Source organism: Streptomyces sp. NPDC002884, from assembly GCF_040295245.1.
GTDB lineage: Bacteria > Actinomycetota > Actinomycetes > Streptomycetales > Streptomycetaceae > Streptomyces.
Genome location: NZ_JBEOVB010000001.1, coordinates 187635 through 204217, shown reverse-complemented (window position 1 = coordinate 204217; position 16583 = coordinate 187635). Strand labels below are relative to the sequence as shown.

Sequence of the window (16583 nt, the reverse complement as noted above, 5' to 3'; positions counted from 1 at the left end):
TCGGCCGCTCCCCCGGAGAAAGCCGCAGTGCTCAGGGCCGCGCTCCGCGCTTGACCTGCGGCTTGGGCAGCCGGAGCCGACGCATCTGGAGGGAGCGCATCAGCGCGTAGGCCACCGCGCCCCGCCGGTTCTGGTCGGGGAAGCGCTCGGCGAGCTGCTTGCGCAGCCGGAAGCTCGTGACGAACGAGTCCAGCACGATCAGCACGATCACGACCAGCCACAGCAGCAGCGCGATGGTCTGGAGCGAGCCCACCCGCACCATGCTCAGCACGAGGATGACCACGGCCATCGGCAGGAAGAACTCCGCCACGTTGAACCGGGAGTCGATGAACTCGCGCGCGAACTTGCGGACGGGGCCCTTGTCGCGGACCGGCAGATACCGCTCGTCCCCGCCGGCCAGCGCCTGGCGCTGCCTGTCCATCTGGGCACGGCGCTCACTGCGCTGACGCTTGGCGGCGTCCTTGCGGGACGTCGAGGTGTTGGCGACGCTGCGGCGCTGGGACTGGGCCTCACTGCGCTTGGGCGTGGGCCTGCCCTTCTTGGCCTGCGGGTCACGGGGCTGCATGGAGTCGGTCACCACGGCCTTGTCGGCGGGGGCCTTCTCTTCCTTGGCACGGCTACGGAACACAAAACCCAAGGGTAAGCGCTCGCGGGCATGGACCCCAGCCCGGACGGGAACGATCCGGCAACACCAGTCGTCTGTACAGGGGACAGACCGGGACAGGAGCAGGGAAGAGGGGGCGCAGGGTGACCTATCGCTCACCCTGAAGGTCACCTACTCCCTACGCCGGAGCAAGGTCGTGGTCAGTCGTCCTTGGGGATGAGCGCATCCGTCCCCGAACAGTGCGTCAATGGATGCAGGGCCCGTACTGTGGGTTCTGTCGCAGAGCTGGAGCTGGACGTCAGAAGGGGGCGCGCGAAGCCCATGAGCGGTGTCATGAAGCGTATGGGGATGATCTTCCGCGCGAAGGCGAACAAGGCCCTTGACCGGGCCGAGGACCCGCGCGAAACCCTCGACTACTCGTATCAGAAGCAACTGGAGCTCCTCCAGAAGGTCCGCCGCGGCGTCGCCGACGTCGCGACCTCGCGCAAGCGCCTGGAACTCCAGCTGAACCAGTTGCAGTCGCAGTCCTCCAAGCTCGAGGACCAGGGCCGCAAGGCGCTCGCCCTCGGCCGTGAGGACCTCGCCCGCGAGGCGCTCTCCCGCCGTGCGGCCCTCCAGCAGCAGGTCACCGACCTCGAGACGCAGCACTCCACGCTCCAGGGCGAGGAGGAGAAGCTCACCCTCGCGGCCCAGCGCCTGCAGGCCAAGGTGGACGCCTTCCGTACGAAGAAGGAGACCATCAAGGCCACCTACACCGCCGCCCAGGCCCAGACCCGCATCGGCGAGGCCTTCTCCGGCATCTCCGAGGAGATGGGCGACGTCGGCCTGGCCATCCAGCGCGCCGAGGACAAGACCGCCCAGCTCCAGGCCCGCGCGGGCGCCCTCGACGAGCTCATGGCGTCCGGCGCCCTGGACGACCCGACGGGCATCGCGAAGGACGACCTCCAGGCCGAGCTGGACCGGCTCTCCGGTGGTACGGATGTAGAGCTGGAACTGCAGCGCATGAAGGCCGAGCTCGCCGGGGGCACCTCCCAGGCCATTGGCTCTGGGGGAGGCAGCTCGGCCGGGCAGCAGGCCATCGAAGGCGGCGCGAAGCAGTCGCAGTCCCAGCAGCAGCCGCAGGACACCCCGCGCTTCGACAAGCAGTAGCCCGGCGCCGGGGACCGGAGCCGAGGAGGGCGACATGATCGTTCGGATCATGGGGGAGGGCCAGTGGACGCTGGCCGACTCCCATCTCGTCGAACTGAACACGCTGGACGACGAACTGCTCGCGGAGATGGAGAGCGGCGACGAGGACGGCTTCCACCGCACCCTCGGCGGCCTCCTGGACGCCGTCCGCCGCCTCGGCGAGCCCCTGCCGGACGACGCCCTGGAACCCTCGGAACTGATCCTCCCGGCCCCGGACGCGAGCCTGGAGGAGGTCCGGGAGATGCTGAGCGACGACGGGCTGATCCCGGGCTGAGGGCGCCGGCCTCTCAGCGCCGGGCACGGGCTTCCGGCCCGTCCGGCGATCGAGGACGAGGCCCGTGCAGGGCCGACAACGGGGTCTGGGGGCGGCAGCCCCCAGCTACGGCGAGGAAAGCGACGGCAACTAAAAAGTGACCCTCCTTTCCCGGGCCGAGTGCAGGCTCAGGGCCCACCCCCTGGCTCTGGACGCCGCGCTCGCCGCAGGCGTACTGCTCTGCATGCTGGCCGGCTCCTTCGTCGACCCGCACGGAGAGCACAGCGTCAGCTGGAGCATCCGCAGCCCGGACCCGCTGAGCCTGCTGCTGATGACCCTCTCCGCCGTCGCCCTCGTCTTCCGCCGCAGCGCCCCCATGACGGTCCTCGCCCTCACCGGCGCCGCCTCCGTGACCGAGTCCGTCACCGGCGACCCCCGGGCCCCCGTCGCCATGTCCGCCGTGATCGCCCTCTTCACGGTCGCCGCCGGCACCGACCGCCCCACCACCGTGCGCGCCGGCCTGCTCACCATGACGGTCCTCACCGGCGCGGCCATGCTCGCCGGACCGCTGCCCTGGTACGCCCAGGAGAACCTGGGGATCCTCGCCTGGACCGGCATCGGCGCCACCGCCGGCGACGCGGTCCGCAGCCGCCGGGCCGTCGTCCAGGCCATCCGGGACCGCGCGGAGCGCGCGGAACGCACCCGCGAGGAGGAAGCCCGCCGCCGGGTCGCCGAGGAGCGCCTGCGCATCGCCCGCGACCTGCACGACGTCGTCGCCCACCACATCGCCCTGGTCAACGTCCAGGCCGGAGTCGCCGCGCACGTCATGGACAAGAGGCCGGACCAGGCCAAGGAGGCCCTCGCGCACGTCCGCGAGGCCAGCCGCTCCGCGCTCAACGAACTGCGGGCCACGGTCGGCCTGCTGCGTCAGTCCGGCGACCCCGAGGCGCCCACCGAACCCGCACCCGGCCTGGACCGGCTCGACGAACTGGCCGGCACCTTCCGCAGCGCCGGCCTCCAGGTCGAGGTGGCCCGCACCGACCACGGGACCAAGCTCCCGGCCGCCGTCGACCTGGCCGCCTACCGGGTCATCCAGGAAGCGCTCACCAACGTCCAGAAGCACGCGGGATCCGAGGCGAAGGCCGAGGTCAGCGTCGTGCGCGTAGGACCGAACATCGAGGTCACGGTCCTCGACAACGGGCATCCCGCGGACGACGGGCCCCCGGCGGCCGGCGGCGGCCACGGTCTGCTCGGCATGCGCGAGCGGGTCACCGCCCTGCGCGGCACCCTCACCACCGGTCCCCGCTACGGAGGCGGCTTCCGCGTCCATGCGATCCTGCCGGTCAAGACCCGCACGACCACCACGGGGGAGAACGCATGACCATCCGTGTCCTGCTCGCCGACGACCAGGCGCTGCTGCGCAGCGCGTTCCGCGTGCTCGTCGACTCCGAGTCCGACATGGAGGTGGTCGGCGAGGCGTCCGACGGCGCCGAGGCGGTCCGGCTGGCCAGGCAGGAGCGCGCCGACGTCGTCCTGATGGACATCCGCATGCCCGGCACGGACGGTCTCGCCGCGACCCGGATGATCAGCGCCGATCCCTCCCTCGCCCATGTCAGGGTGGTCATCCTGACGACCTTCGAGGTCGACGACTACGTGGTGCAGTCGCTGCGGGCCGGCGCCTCCGGCTTCCTCGGCAAGGGCAGCGAGCCGGAGGAGCTGCTGAGCGCGATACGGGTCGCCGCCGGCGGGGAGGCCCTGCTCTCGCCGGCCGCCACCAAAGGCCTGATCGCCCGCTTCCTGGCCCAGGGCGGCGCGCTGGACGACGACCACGACCCGGCCCGCTCGGCCCGGCTGGACGCGCTCACCGTGCGCGAGCGCGAGGTCCTCGTGCAGGTCGCGGGCGGCCACTCCAACGACGAGATCGCCGAACGCCTCGAGGTCAGCCCGCTCACCGTGAAGACGCACGTCAACCGGGCCATGGCCAAGCTGGGCGCACGCGACCGGGCGCAGCTCGTGGTGATCGCGTACGAGTCGGGGCTGGTACGTCCGAGGGTGGAGTGAGCCCCGCGCTCCCGTACTGCACCCGGAGTATGCGCGGGATAAGTAAATAGACCTGGAGCGTACGGATCGCCGTACCGGCATGGCCCAGGGTGAAGAGGCCACAGGTGTCACACCCGTCACGCCTGTCGCACCTGTCACACGTGTCCCACACCCGCCACGCCTGGCACCGCTTCTGCCGCTCACAGAGACGAGACCCGTACCCATGTCCTGGCTGTCCCGCTTCAGCCTCGCGCAACGGGCCCTGATAGGCCTCATGTCCATCGTCGCGATCGCCTTCGGCGCGATCGCGATCCCGCAACTGAAACAACAGCTCCTGCCCACCATCGAACTCCCGATGGTCTCCGTCCTCGCGCCCTACCAGGGCGCCTCCCCGGACGTCGTCGAGAAGCAGGTCGTCGAGCCGATCGAGGACAACCTCGAGGGAGTTGACGGCATCACCGGCGTCACCTCCACGGCGAGCGAGGGCAACGCCGTCATCGTGGCGTCCTTCGACTACGGCAACGACACCAAGCAGCTCGTCGCCGACGTCCAGCAGGCCGTCAACCGGGCCCGCGTCCAGCTCCCCGACGCCGTGGACCCGCAGGTCGTCGCCGGTTCCACGGACGACATGCCGACCGTCGTCCTCGCGGTCACCTCCGACAAGGACCAGCAGGCCCTCGCCGACCGGCTCGACCGGAGCGTCGTCCCGGCGCTGCGGGACATCGACGGCGTCGGCCAGGTCACCGTCACCGGCGTCCGGGACCTCCAGGTCTCCGTCACCCCGGACGACGCGAAGCTGGCGAAGGCCGGACTGACCACGCAGTCCCTCGCCCAGGCGCTCCAGGCGGGCGGCGCGACCGTCCCGGCCGGCTCCTTCGACGAGGCGGGCAGCAACCGCACGGTCCGGGTCGGCGGCGGCTACACCACCGTCGCCCAGATCGAGGACCTGCGGATCCCGGGGCTCGGCGGCGGGAAGCCGGTCCGGCTCGGTGACGTGGCCGCGGTGCGGCAGGAGGAGGCCCCGGCCGACTCCCTCACCCGCACCGACGGCAGGCCCAGCCTCGCCGTGATGGTCACCATGGACCACGACGGCAGCGCGGTCGCCATCTCCGACGCCGTCGACGCCGAGCTGGCCGACCTGCGCCAGGACCTCGGCCCGGGCGCGACGATCACCGTCGTCAGCGACAACGGTCCGGCCGTCGCCAAGGCCATCGAGGGCCTGACCACGGAGGGCGCCCTCGGTCTGCTCTTCGCCGTTCTCGTCATCCTGGTGTTCCTGGCGTCGATCCGCTCGACGCTGGTGACGGCGGTCAGCATCCCGCTCTCCGTGGTGCTGGCGCTGATCGTCCTGTGGACGCGGGACCTCTCGCTGAACATGCTGACGCTGGGCGCGCTGACCATCGCGATCGGCCGGGTCGTCGACGACTCGATCGTCGTCCTGGAGAACATCAAGCGCCACCTCGGCTACGGCGAGGAGCGGCAGTCCGCGATCATCACGGCCGTCCGCGAGGTGGCCGGCGCGGTCACCTCCTCCACCCTCACCACGGTCGCCGTGTTCCTGCCGATCGGCCTGGTCGGCGGCATGGTGGGCGCCCTGTTCGGCGCGTTCTCCCTCACCGTGACGGCGGCCCTGCTGGCCTCCCTGCTGGTGTCGCTGACGGTCGTCCCTGTCCTGTCGTACTGGTTCCTGCGCGCCCCCAAGGGCACCCCCGAGGACGCCGAGGAAGCCCGTCGCGCGGCCGAGGAGAAGGAGGCGAAGAGCCGCCTCCAGCGCGTCTACGTCCCCGTCCTGCGCTTCGCCACCCGGCGCCGCCTCACCAGCGTGGCGATCGCGGCCGTCGTGCTGATCGCCACCTTCGCGATGGCGCCCCTGCTGAAGACCAACTTCTTCGACCAGGGCGAGCAGCAGGTCCTGACGGTCAAGCAGGAGCTGAAGCCGGGCACCAGTCTGGCCGCGACCGACGCCCAGGCGAAGAAGGTCGAGCGGCTGCTCGCCGGCACCGAGGGCGTGAAGGACTATCAGGTCACCATCGGCTCCTCCGGCTTCATGGCGGCCTTCGGCGGCGGCACCGACACCAACCAGGCCTCCTACCAGGTGATGATCGAGGACTCCGCCTCGTACGAGGACGTCCAGGAGCGGATCGAGGCCGGGCTGAAGAAGCTCGACGGCATCGGCACGACCACCGTCGCCGCCGGTGACGGCTTCGGCAGCCAGGACCTGCGCGTCGTCGTGAAGGCGGCCGACGCAGGTGTGCTGCGCACGGCCGCCGAGCAGGTCCGCGGGGCCGTGGCCGGCCTCGACGAGGTCACCGACGTGACCAGCGACCTCTCGCAGAGCGTGCCGCGCATCTCGGTCCGGGCCGACGCCAAGGCCGCCGCGGCCGGCTTCGACGACCAGACGCTCGGTGCGGCGGTCGCCCAGGCGGTCCGCGGGACGACGGCCGCGAAGGCGATCCTGGACGACACCGAGCGCGATGTCGTCATCACCTCGGCGAAGCCCGCCACCACGCTCGCCCAGCTCCAGGACCTGCCCCTCGGCAAGGTGAGGCTCGGTGACATCGCCACCGTGGAACTGGTCGACGGCCCCGTCTCGATGACCCGCATCGACGGCCGGCGGGCGGCCACCATCACCGCCAAGCCGACCGGCGACAACACCGGCGCGGTGAGCGCCGACCTCAGCTCCGAGCTCGACGCGCTGAAGCTCCCGGCGGGCGCCACGGCCGAGATCGGCGGGGTCTCGCAGGACCAGGACGACGCGTTCAAGAACCTCGCCCTGGCGATGCTCGCGGCGATCGCGATCGTCTTCATGCTGCTGGTGGCGACCTTCCGGTCGCTGGTCCAGCCGCTGATCCTGCTGGTCTCCATCCCCTTCGCGGCGACCGGCGCGATCGGCCTGCTGCTCGTCACCGGCACCCCGATGGGCGTCCCGGCGATGATCGGCATGCTGATGCTCATCGGCATCGTGGTGACCAACGCGATCGTCCTGATCGACCTCGTCAACCAGTACCGCAAGCAGGGGTACGGCGTGGTCGAGGCCGTGATCGAGGGCGGCCGGCACCGGCTGCGCCCGATCCTCATGACGGCGCTGGCGACCATCTTCGCCCTGCTCCCGATGGCCCTGGGCGTCACCGGCGAAGGCGGATTCATCGCCCAGCCGCTGGCGGTGGTCGTGATCGGCGGTCTGATCACCTCGACCCTGCTCACCCTGCTGCTCGTCCCCACGCTGTACGCGATGCTCGAACTCCGCAAGGAGCGCCGGGCGAGGAAGCGTGCCGCGAAGCGGCAGCCCGCACAACCCGAGAAGACCCCGGAACCGGCCGGAGTCTGACGCCGCCGCGCCGGTGTCCTTCCCCCGTTCGGGTTTCATATCCTGTGAACTCGGATGTGCTCGACGGGGGAAGGGAACCGGGCGTTGCCGCTGCACAAGGACGACCCGAAGGCGCTCGGCGGATACCGGATCGTCGACCGGATCGGATCCGGTGGCATGGGCGTCGTCTATCTGGGCCGGTCCCGTTCGGGGCGTGAGGTCGCCGTCAAGGTGGTGCACGCCCAGTACGCGGAGGACAAGGTCTTCCGGGCCCGCTTCCGGCAGGAGATCGACGCCGTCCGCAAGGTGAGCGGCGCCTTCACCGCGCCGGTCGTGGACGCCGACCCGGAGGCCGTACGGCCCTGGATGGCCACCCAGTACGTGCCGGGACCGGCGCTCTCCGCCCGGATCCGGGGCGCCGGCCCGCTGAAGGGGGCGGAGCTGCGCCGACTGGCCCTGGGCCTGGTGGAGGCGCTGCGCGACATCCACCGGGCCGGGGTCGTCCACCGCGACCTCAAGCCCGCCAACGTCCTGATGGCCGAGGACGGCCCCCGGGTCATCGACTTCGGCATCTCCCGCGCCACCGAGAACCAGACCCTCACCGAGACCGGGCACGCGATCGGCACCCCGCCGTTCATGTCCCCGGAACAGTTCAAGGACGCCCGCTCGGTCGGCCCCGCCTCGGACGTCTTCTCCCTCGGCGCGCTGCTGGTGTTCGCGGCGACCGGCCGCGGTCCCTTCGACGCCGACAGCCCCTATCTGACGGCGTGGCGGGTGATGCACGAGGAACCGACGGTGGACGCGGTCGCCGAGCCGCTGCGCGCGGTCCTGACCCGATGCCTGGCCAAGGACGCCGCGGACCGGCCCGGACTTGACGAGCTGGCCGGGGAGTTCGCGGAGGCGCTGCCCGAAGCCGCGGCGGGCGACCCGGAGACGGTGACCCTGCGGCTGCCGCCCGCGCCGGTGCCCGCGGCGAGTGAGGAGCCGGGGCCGGCCGCCGCCCCGTCCCACACCGGCCGCCGCTCCCGGCTGCGCCGGTGGCCGGTCCTGGCCGGAGTGGCGGGCGTCCTGGCCGTGTCGCTCACCGGATACCTCCTGCTCGACCCGTTCCGGCGCGGGGACGCGAGCGCGGCGTCCGACGGCACCGCCCCGAGGACCTCCCGCTGGGACCCGCTGCCCGCCGACTGGAAGCCGTGGCGGACCTCGGTCTACGGGGCCGCGCTCTCCGGCGTGACCCAGCCGATGAACGGCGACGGGAGTTCCTACGGCACCACGCTGTCCTGCGCGACGGGCGAGGGCGCCCTGTACTGCGGGGGCAACGGTGTCCTCCCCGTGCGCGTCGACGCGACCACCGGTCGGCTCGCCTGGCGCGCGGATTCCGTGCCCTCGGGGGTGCGACGGGAGGAGTACGACAGCGCGGTCCTCGGGGAGCACGACGGTGTGCTGCTGGTCAGGCAGTCGGTCGTGAGCAGCACCGGCGACGACACGACGATGAAGGTAGTGGCCCTCGACTCCGGCACCGGTGAGCGGCTCTGGTCGCGTCCCATGGACAGCCGGGCCGTCCAGCCCGCCGTGGTCGGTGATCTGCTGCTGACCCCGGACGGCCGACGGGTGACGGCCCGCGACCCGCGCGACGGAACCGCGCGCTGGACCACGGACCTGCCCGCCGGGCCGACCTACTCCTGCGAGTTCCACGACATCGGCGGCCTCCCGTACGCCGGCTGCGGCGACGCGGGCTCGCCGTCGCGCACCGTGTTCTACGCCGTGGACCCGGCGGACGGCTCGACCCGGAAGGTGAGCGTGCCGGACGGCGACCTCGAGCATGTCGGTGACGTCGACGGTGATCTGGTCTTCCTGGCGTTCGGTGGACGGGACGAGCCGATGTCCGGGGACTCGACGTACACCGAGGTCCTGCTGATCGACCCGGAGACGGGGGCCGTGCGGCGCAAGAACCTGCCGGGCAGCCCACGGGGCGAGGCCGCGCTGGTCGGCGGGGTGCTCTGCTTCGCCGCCTCCAGCGGCCTGGTGACCGCGCACGAGCCCGGGACGGGAAAGAGGGTGTGGGCCACCTCGACCACTCTTCAGCAGCCCGGCAGGCCCGTCCCCGACGCGCGGGGCCGGACCCTGTTCGCGGCCAGCGCCGCCGGGCGGGTGGCCGCGCTCGACACGGCGACGGGCCGGCTGCTGTGGGAGTCCCCGGCGCGTGCCGAGCAGGTCTTCCCGACGAGTTTCCACACCGCGCGGGTGTTCCGCGACGAGGGCGCCCTGGTGGTGCTCGCCCCCGACGGGACCGTCTTCACGCTGGACCCGGCCCACCCCGACCAGGAGCCGCTGTCGGGGTGATCCGGGCCCACGGCGTCCGGCGACGTCGGGTGCCGGCGGGCCAGGGCGGGTGCTGCTACGGCAGCGCCAGCATCCGCTCCAGGGCCAGCTTCGCGAACGCCTCGGTCTCCTGGTCGACCTCGATCCGGTTGACCAGCTTGCCCTCGGCGAGGGACTCCAGGGTCCAGACCAGGTGGGGCAGGTCGATGCGGTTCATCGTCGAGCAGAAGCAGACCGTCTTGTCGAGGAAGACGATCTCCTTGCCCTCCGGCGCGAAGCGGTTCGCCAGCCGGCGCACCAGGTTCAGCTCGGTGCCGATGGCCCACTTCGAGCCGGCCGGGGCCGCCTCCAGCGCCTTGATGATGTACTCGGTCGAGCCGACGTAGTCCGCCGCGGCCACGACCTCGTGCCGGCACTCGGGGTGCACGAGCACGTTCACGCCGGGGATCCGGGCGCGGACGTCCTCGACCGACTCCAGGCTGAACCGGCCGTGCACCGAGCAGTGGCCCCGCCACAGGATCATCTTCGCGTCGCGCAGCTGCTCGGCGGTCAGCCCGCCGTTGGGCTTGTGCGGGTTGTACAGGACGCAGTCCTCCAGGGACAGGCCCATGTCCCGGACGGCGGTGTTGCGGCCGAGGTGCTGGTCGGGCAGGAACAGGATCTTCTCGCCCTGCTCGAACGCCCACTCCAGGGCCCGCTGGGCGTTGGAGGAGGTGCAGATCGTGCCGCCGTGCTTGCCCGTGAACGCCTTGATGTCCGCGGACGAGTTCATGTACGAGACGGGCACGACCTGCTCGGCTATGCCGGCCTCGGTCAGCACGTCCCAGCACTCGGCGACCTGCTCGGCGGTGGCCATGTCGGCCATCGAGCACCCGGCGGCGAGGTCGGGGAGGACCACCTTCTGGTCGTCGGACGTCAGGATGTCCGCGGACTCGGCCATGAAGTGCACACCGCAGAACACGATGTACTCGGCCTCCGGGCGGGCGGCCGCGTCCTTGGCCAGCTTGAAGGAGTCGCCCGTGACATCGGCGAACTGGATGACCTCGTCGCGCTGGTAGTGGTGGCCGAGCACGAAGACCTTGTCACCGAGCTTCTCCTTGGCGGCGCGGGCGCGCGCGACCAGGTCCGGGTCCGAGGGCGAGGGCAGGTCGCCGGGGCACTCGACGCCCCGCTCGCTCTTCGGGTCGGCCTCACGGCCGAGCAGCAACAGGGCGAGCGGAGTCGGCTGTACGTCGAGCTCCGTGGTCTGGGCGGTGGTCACGGCACGCACCCTTTCTACTTTTCGTCGATCTGACGTTATCTATCATAACCCGCTTCATGTCACTTTGACGATGGTCATCGCGTCGATGTGACGTGAATCCCGCCGCCCGACCGGCGCCGCTTCGAAGGCCGCTGTTCGCCGCATCGCACGTGTGCGAGCATGAAAGGCAAGAAGAGGAAGAATTGGAAACACGACTCCTCGGCCCGGAATGAATCCGCGGCCCCGACGGTTGGAAACGTCGGCAAGCAGTCTCCGTACAACCCGGGAGAGATGTAGATGTCCGTATCGGACGAGAAGACCACTGTCAGCGACGGCATCCTCCTGTCCGACGCCGCCGCGGCGAAGGTCAAGGCCCTGCTCGACCAGGAAGGCCGCGAGGACCTGGCGCTGCGCGTCGCCGTTCAGCCCGGCGGTTGCTCCGGCCTGCGCTACCAGCTCTTCTTCGACGAGCGTTCGCTCGACGGCGACGTGCTGAAGGACTTCGACGGCGTCAAGGTCGTCACCGACCGCATGAGCGCCCCGTACCTGGGCGGCGCCTCCATCGACTTCGTCGACACCATCGAGAAGCAGGGCTTCACGATCGACAACCCGAACGCGACGGGCTCCTGCGCCTGCGGCGACTCCTTCAGCTAGGGCCTGTCCGGCGGATCAGGTTGCAGGGAATCGACGGCGCCTCATCATCGCGGGTGAGCGGGGCTCGGTGCGTCGAGCTGCAAGGCGGAGGAGGGCGTCAACGCGGAGCGTTGGCAACCGACGACAACGCCACAGATCGGCGTGACGGGTCCCGCGTCTGCGGCATGATCTGCCGGAGAGGCCCTGGGTCGCCCGTTCGCACCGCTGAACGACACGAAGGCGGCGGTCCCCTCCAAGGGGGCCGCCGCCTTCGCGTTCGCGCCGCGCGAACCGCTGCCGCCGGGCGTTACCGGGCCTGCGGCAGCCGCGCCCCCGGCTTCTCCAGCGGGATCGCGCCGCCGTCCGACCCGACCACCTTCCGGCTGCCCAGGGACTCGTCCAGGTGCACGGTCTGGTGGTACTCCTTGGCGATCAGGATGCAGATCTTGTCCGGCCAGGGCGTCTCGGTCACGGTGACCTTCACCTCGTCGCCGCTCTCCGCCGCCGTGGCCTTGTAGTCGCCGCACACCCCGCCGGTGAAGCTCACGGTCAGCTCCTCGCCCGCGACGCTGTAGCCGTCCACCTTCACGTCACGCGTTCCCGAGGAGGCGCTCGGCGTCGGCGTGGGTGTCGTGGCGGACTTCAGGTACGCCGGCTCGACGGCCGGCTGCGTCACCGTCCAGCCGCCCGCGACCCCTGCGGCCTTCACGTCGAACAGCCAGGAAGGTACGAGCACCTGCCGTCCGCCGGAGGTGTGCGGGGCGAGCCCGAGCACCGCGTCCTCGACGGTCGCCGTCTGCGCCTGGGAAGCGGTCGTGGACGCACCGCACGGGCTCTCCAGCCGGTCCTTCAGCGGCACCGGACTGGCGCAGCCGCCGATGCCCATCCGGTGGTCCGTCCCCGCCGCCGCGTTCAACGCGTCCAGCGCCTCGCGCGCGCTCAGCAGGGGGTACGTGTCGCCCTTCACCGGCGTTTCCAGCTGCCCGTTCCCGGCGACGACCTCGCCCTGGGCGCCGACGCCGATCCCGGTCGTCCAGCCGTAGGTGGGCAGATCGCCGAACACCGGGTCGGCGTTCACCATCCGCTGGCTGCCCATGACCTGGCTCGCGTCCGTCTGGGCACCGTCCAGTCCGACGGCCTTCAGGACCGGCGCCGCCGCCTTCTTCGCGGCCGCCTCGCTCACCGGGACGGCGGCCGGGGTCGCGGGTTCCACGGCACACTTGTCGGTGCCGGCCGTGCAGTTGTCGGTGCCGGGCGCGTACCGGGTGAACGTCCACATGCCCGGCGCCTGCCGGTTCACCCGCAGCACCGGGCCCGAGCCGTCGTTCCCGGCGCCGACCTTCCAGGCCTCCCCGTCGACGACCGGCGTCCCCTCGGCCCCCAGCGCCTTCGCCAGCCGGGCCACCTCGTCCTTCGTGACCTCGCCCTTCGCCCAGTAGACGGGCGCGGAGCCGGGACCGTCGGGGAGGGCGCCGTCGGCCGTGTAGGTCACCCCGTAGGGGTTCGGCTCACCGGGCGCGATGCCGCTCGTACCGCCCTCGGGGGTACCCGTACCCCCGGCGTAGTCGTCCAGCGGGAGCGCCGCGGGCGTGCCGCCCCCGGACGGAGACCCGGAGCCCGCACCCCCGCCGGAGCCGCCGACCGCACTGGAGGTCAGATAGGCCCCGCCCCCGCCCACCAGCAGCACGGCGGCCGCGACGGAGGCGATGAGCACGGGGGAGCGGCGCCGCGGGTGGGCCGGGGGCGCGTCCTCGGCCACCGGCGCGACGAGGTGCTCGTCCGCCCCGGAGTCGGGATCGGCGGGCGCCTCGTCGGTGCCGGCGGTGGTGTCGACGGGGGCGTCGGCCTCGGCCGCGGCGGCCCGCGGACCGGCGTCGGCGGTGGCGTCGGTCTCGGAAACGGCGGGAGCCGCGGCGTCGGAGCCCACGGGAGTGCCGGGCAGGCCGGCCTCCTTCTCCGGGACGCCGGCCTCGCCGGCCGGCGCGTCCTTGACCGGCGCGTCCTCGGCCCGCGCGTCCTCGGCCCGCGTCTTCCGGCCCTCGGCCTCTTCGGCCTCGGCCGTCTCCGAACCCGTCTCCTCCGGCTCGCGCGCGGCGTCGTCGTTCTCGGGTCGCTCGGTGTTCACCGCATCGCTCCTTCGGCTGCCCTGGTGGCGTACCTCACGTCCCCTTTACGGGGGACGGCGATGGGACGCGACGGGGGAGCGCACGGTTCCCTCCCGAGCGCCGTCCGAAGGAAATCGAAGGGATTACCCCTAGTTGCCGTAGTCCGGCATCGCCTCCAGCAGCCGCGCCGACGCCGCCGGGACGGTCACGCCGAGGATGAGTGACGGGGAGACAGGGCGGGAAGTGATCTTCTCCGGGGCGGCCCAGTGCCGCGCCATCCGGGCGCAGTCACCACGCAGCGACGCCAGGTCGCCGTCGAGGTCGGCCGGAGAGGGGGCGTGGACCTTGAGGTTCGTCATAGCCGAACCGTATGCACGCCTGAGCCCGCGAAGAAAGATCTACTATCGGGTAGTTTCCACTGCTTCAGTGGCGCGGGTCCACCGGGTAGCGTGAACTGTCAATCCCCCTCCCCACAGGAGAGTCCACGCCGTGCGCATCGCAGTCACCGGCTCCATCGCCACCGACCACCTCATGACGTTCCCCGGCCGCTTCGCCGACCAGCTCGTCGCGGACCAGCTGCACACGGTCTCGCTCTCCTTCCTGGTCGACAACCTGGACGTGCGCCGGGGCGGCGTGGGCGCGAACATCGCCTTCGGCATGGGACAGCTGGGAACCGACCCCATCCTGGTCGGCGCAGCCGGCGCGGACTTCGACGAGTACCGGGCCTGGCTGGACCGGCACGGCGTCGACACCGGGTCGGTCCGCATCTCCGAGACCCTGCACACGGCCCGCTTCGTGTGCACCACCGACGCCGACCACAACCAGATCGGCTCCTTCTACACCGGCGCGATGAGCGAGGCCCGCCTCATCGAGCTGAAGACGGTCGCCGACCGCGTGGGCGGCCTGGACCTGGTCCTGATCGGCGCCGACGACCCGGAGGCGATGCTCCGCCACACGGAGGAGTGCCGCACCCGCTCGATCGCCTTCGCGGCCGACTTCTCCCAGCAGATCGCCCGTATGAACGGCGACGAGATCCGGATACTGCTGGAGGGCGCGACCTACCTGTTCTCCAACGAGTACGAGAAGGGCCTCATCGAGTCCAAGACGGGCTGGAGCGACGCCGAGATCCTCTCCAAGGTCGGCCACCGCGTCACCACCCTCGGCTCACGCGGCGTCCGTATCGAGCGGGCCGGCGAGGACCCGATCGAGGTCGGCTGCCCGGAGGAGGAGGCCAAGGTCGAGCCGACGGGCGTCGGTGACGCCTTCCGCGCCGGCTTCCTCTCCGGCCTGGCCTGGGGCGTCTCCCACGAGCGTGCCGCGCAGATCGGCTGCATGCTCGCCACCCTCGTGATCGAGACGGTCGGCACCCAGGAGTACCAGCTGCGCCGCGCCCACTTCATGGACCGCTTCACCAAGGCCTACGGCGACGAGGCCGCCACCGAGGTCCGCAAGCACCTGGCGTGACTCAGGAGAGCCGGCGGACCACATAGGCCGAGCCCCGGTCCGCCGGCTCCTCACCCACGTACTCCTGCTCCCGCATCTCGCACCACGCGGGGATGTCCAGGCGGGCCGCCTCGTCGTCGGACAGCACCCGCACGGTGCCCCCGACCGGCACCTCCCCGATGACCTTCGCCAGCTCGATGACGGGAATCGGACACCGCTTGCCCAGCGCGTCCACGACGAGCGCGTCGCCGCGTACGGCGGCATCGGCCACCGCGACGGGCGCCCCGAGCTTCTCCCGCACCCCCGCCACCGCCCCCGGCAGCACGGCGAGGAACCGCTCGACGTCCTCCTCGGCGACCCCCATCGGCAACGAAACCCGCACGTTGCCCTCACTCAGCACCCCCATCGCCTTCAGCACATGGCTGGGCGTCAGCGTGCTGCTGGTGCAGGACGAGCCGGAGGAGACGGAGAAGCCCTCCCGGTCCAACTCGTGCAGCAGCGCCTCCCCGTCGACGTACAGACAGGAGAAGGTGACGATCCCCGGCAGCCGCCGCAGCGGATCCCCGACGACCTCCACATCCGGTACGACGGCCCCCACCCGCGCCCGGATCCGCGCCGTCAGCTCCCGCAGCCGTACCGCCTCGGCCGCCGCCTCCGCCCGCACCGCCCGCAAGGAGGCCGCCGCGGCCACGATGGCCGGAAGGTTCTCGAACCCGGCCGCGCGCCCCGACTCCCGCTCGTCCACCGGCCCTTGGACGGCGAACCGCACCCCCTTGCGCACCGCGAGCAGACCGACGCCCGACGGCCCGCCCCACTTGTGCGCGCTCGCCGCCAGCACCGACCAGGGACCCTCCACGGGCCCCCACCCCAGCGACTGGGCCGCGTCCACCAGCAGCGGCACCCCCGCCTCCCGGCACAGCTCGGCCACGGCGCCCACCGGCTGCTCGGTCCCCACCTCGTGGTTGGCCGACTGGAGACAGGCGAGCGCGGTGTCCGGCCGCAGGGCGTCGGCGTACGACTCGACGGTGACCGCGCCGGTCCTGACCACCGGCACCCGGGTCACCGTCCCGCCCTCCGCCTCGAACGCCTCGGCCGAATGGAGTACCGAGGAGTGTTCGACGGCTGACACGATCAGGTGACGTCCGACCCGCCGGCGCCCGACCAGCGCGCCCGCGATCCCGGAGTGCACGGCCCGGGTGCCCGAGGAGGTGAAGACCAGTTCGTCCGGTCGGCAACCGGCCGCCTCGGCGGCCGCCTCCCGGGCGGCGTCCAGCAGCATCCGCGCCCGCCGCCCCTCCCGGTACAGCCGGGCGGGATCGGCCCACCCCTCGTCGAGCGAGGCCAACAACGCCTGACGGGCGACGGGATGCAGGGGAGCGGCGGATGCAGCGTCGAAGTAGGACACACGCCAACGGTAAGGCGACGGTGGGGCGAGCAGCCCGGGGGCG

Annotated in this window: 13 protein-coding genes; 8 read left to right on the top strand and 5 right to left on the bottom strand. The window is 71.9% G+C overall.

What is annotated here, in order from left to right; genetic code table 11:
• Positions 1-31: 31 nt before the first annotated feature.
• The gene (locus ABT070_RS00925; RefSeq protein WP_351752778.1) at positions 32-628 is read right to left on the bottom strand and encodes a DUF3043 domain-containing protein; all 597 of its coding nucleotides are present in this window, start codon (positions 626-628) and stop codon (positions 32-34) included.
• Between the two features lie 297 nt (positions 629-925).
• Between ABT070_RS00925 and ABT070_RS00920 the strand changes: the two genes are divergently transcribed.
• From ABT070_RS00920 to ABT070_RS00895, 6 genes are all read left to right on the top strand, one after another.
• Positions 926-1753, top strand: a complete 828-nt coding sequence (locus tag ABT070_RS00920; RefSeq protein ID WP_351752776.1) for a PspA/IM30 family protein — start codon at positions 926-928, stop codon at positions 1751-1753.
• Positions 1754-1787: 34 nt separating this feature from the next.
• Positions 1788-2066 carry a PspA-associated protein PspAA gene (gene pspAA / locus ABT070_RS00915; RefSeq protein WP_351752773.1) on the top strand — a complete coding sequence of 93 codons (279 nt, stop codon included), beginning with the start codon at positions 1788-1790 and terminating at the stop codon, positions 2064-2066.
• A gap of 136 nt (positions 2067-2202) precedes the next feature.
• The gene (locus tag ABT070_RS00910; RefSeq protein ID WP_351752770.1) at positions 2203-3426 is read left to right on the top strand and encodes a sensor histidine kinase; all 1224 of its coding nucleotides are present in this window, start codon (positions 2203-2205) and stop codon (positions 3424-3426) included.
• Positions 3423-4106 (top strand): response regulator, encoded by a 684-nt coding sequence (locus ABT070_RS00905; protein WP_351752768.1) that lies wholly within the window; start codon positions 3423-3425, stop codon positions 4104-4106. Before ABT070_RS00910 ends, ABT070_RS00905 begins: the two co-directional genes overlap by 4 nt.
• Positions 4107-4308: 202 nt before the next feature.
• Positions 4309-7413, top strand: coding sequence for an efflux RND transporter permease subunit (locus ABT070_RS00900; protein WP_351752766.1), 3105 nt, complete (start codon positions 4309-4311; stop codon positions 7411-7413).
• A gap of 84 nt (positions 7414-7497) precedes the next feature.
• Positions 7498-9735, top strand: a complete 2238-nt coding sequence (locus ABT070_RS00895; protein WP_351752764.1) for a serine/threonine-protein kinase — start codon at positions 7498-7500, stop codon at positions 9733-9735.
• A gap of 55 nt (positions 9736-9790) precedes the next feature.
• Here ABT070_RS00895 and nadA read toward each other — a convergent pair whose 3' ends face one another.
• Complete coding sequence (gene nadA / locus ABT070_RS00890) at positions 9791-10975, bottom strand: quinolinate synthase NadA (protein ID WP_351752761.1); 1185 nt, start codon at positions 10973-10975, stop codon at positions 9791-9793.
• Between the two features lie 276 nt (positions 10976-11251).
• On the opposite strand from nadA, the gene ABT070_RS00885 reads away from it, so the two are divergent.
• Positions 11252-11608: an iron-sulfur cluster assembly accessory protein gene (locus ABT070_RS00885; protein ID WP_351752758.1), complete on the top strand. Its 357-nt coding sequence runs from the start codon at positions 11252-11254 to the stop codon at positions 11606-11608.
• Positions 11609-11894: 286 nt separating this feature from the next.
• On the opposite strand, the gene ABT070_RS00880 is transcribed toward ABT070_RS00885, so the two are convergent.
• Both ABT070_RS00880 and ABT070_RS00875 read right to left on the bottom strand, forming a co-directional pair.
• Positions 11895-13712, bottom strand: coding sequence for a hypothetical protein (locus ABT070_RS00880; protein ID WP_351752757.1), 1818 nt, complete (start codon positions 13710-13712; stop codon positions 11895-11897).
• A gap of 129 nt (positions 13713-13841) precedes the next feature.
• Positions 13842-14051, bottom strand: a complete 210-nt coding sequence (locus tag ABT070_RS00875; protein ID WP_351752755.1) for a hypothetical protein — start codon at positions 14049-14051, stop codon at positions 13842-13844.
• A gap of 130 nt (positions 14052-14181) precedes the next feature.
• Here ABT070_RS00875 and ABT070_RS00870 point away from each other — a divergent pair, with 130 nt between their 5' ends.
• Positions 14182-15156, top strand: a complete 975-nt coding sequence (locus tag ABT070_RS00870) for a carbohydrate kinase family protein (RefSeq protein WP_351752753.1) — start codon at positions 14182-14184, stop codon at positions 15154-15156.
• A gap of 1 nt (position 15157) precedes the next feature.
• On the opposite strand, the gene ABT070_RS00865 is transcribed toward ABT070_RS00870, so the two are convergent.
• Positions 15158-16540 carry a cysteine desulfurase/sulfurtransferase TusA family protein gene (locus tag ABT070_RS00865; RefSeq protein ID WP_351752750.1) on the bottom strand — a complete coding sequence of 461 codons (1383 nt, stop codon included), beginning with the start codon at positions 16538-16540 and terminating at the stop codon, positions 15158-15160.
• Between the last annotated feature and the right edge of the window lie 43 nt (positions 16541-16583).

Excerpts from the sequence above, each read along its gene's own strand:
- ABT070_RS00920 (WP_351752776.1), top strand. The coding sequence starts at position 926 with ATGAGCGGTGTCATGAAGCGTATGGGGATGATCTTCCGCGCGAAGGCG.
- pspAA (WP_351752773.1), top strand. The coding sequence starts at position 1,788 with ATGATCGTTCGGATCATGGGGGAGGGCCAGTGGACGCTGGCCGACTCC.
- ABT070_RS00905 (WP_351752768.1), top strand. The coding sequence starts at position 3,423 with ATGACCATCCGTGTCCTGCTCGCCGACGACCAGGCGCTGCTGCGCAGC.
- ABT070_RS00900 (WP_351752766.1), top strand. The coding sequence starts at position 4,309 with ATGTCCTGGCTGTCCCGCTTCAGCCTCGCGCAACGGGCCCTGATAGGC.
- ABT070_RS00885 (WP_351752758.1), top strand. The coding sequence starts at position 11,252 with ATGTCCGTATCGGACGAGAAGACCACTGTCAGCGACGGCATCCTCCTG.
- ABT070_RS00875 (WP_351752755.1), bottom strand. The coding sequence starts at position 14,051 with ATGACGAACCTCAAGGTCCACGCCCCCTCTCCGGCCGACCTCGACGGC.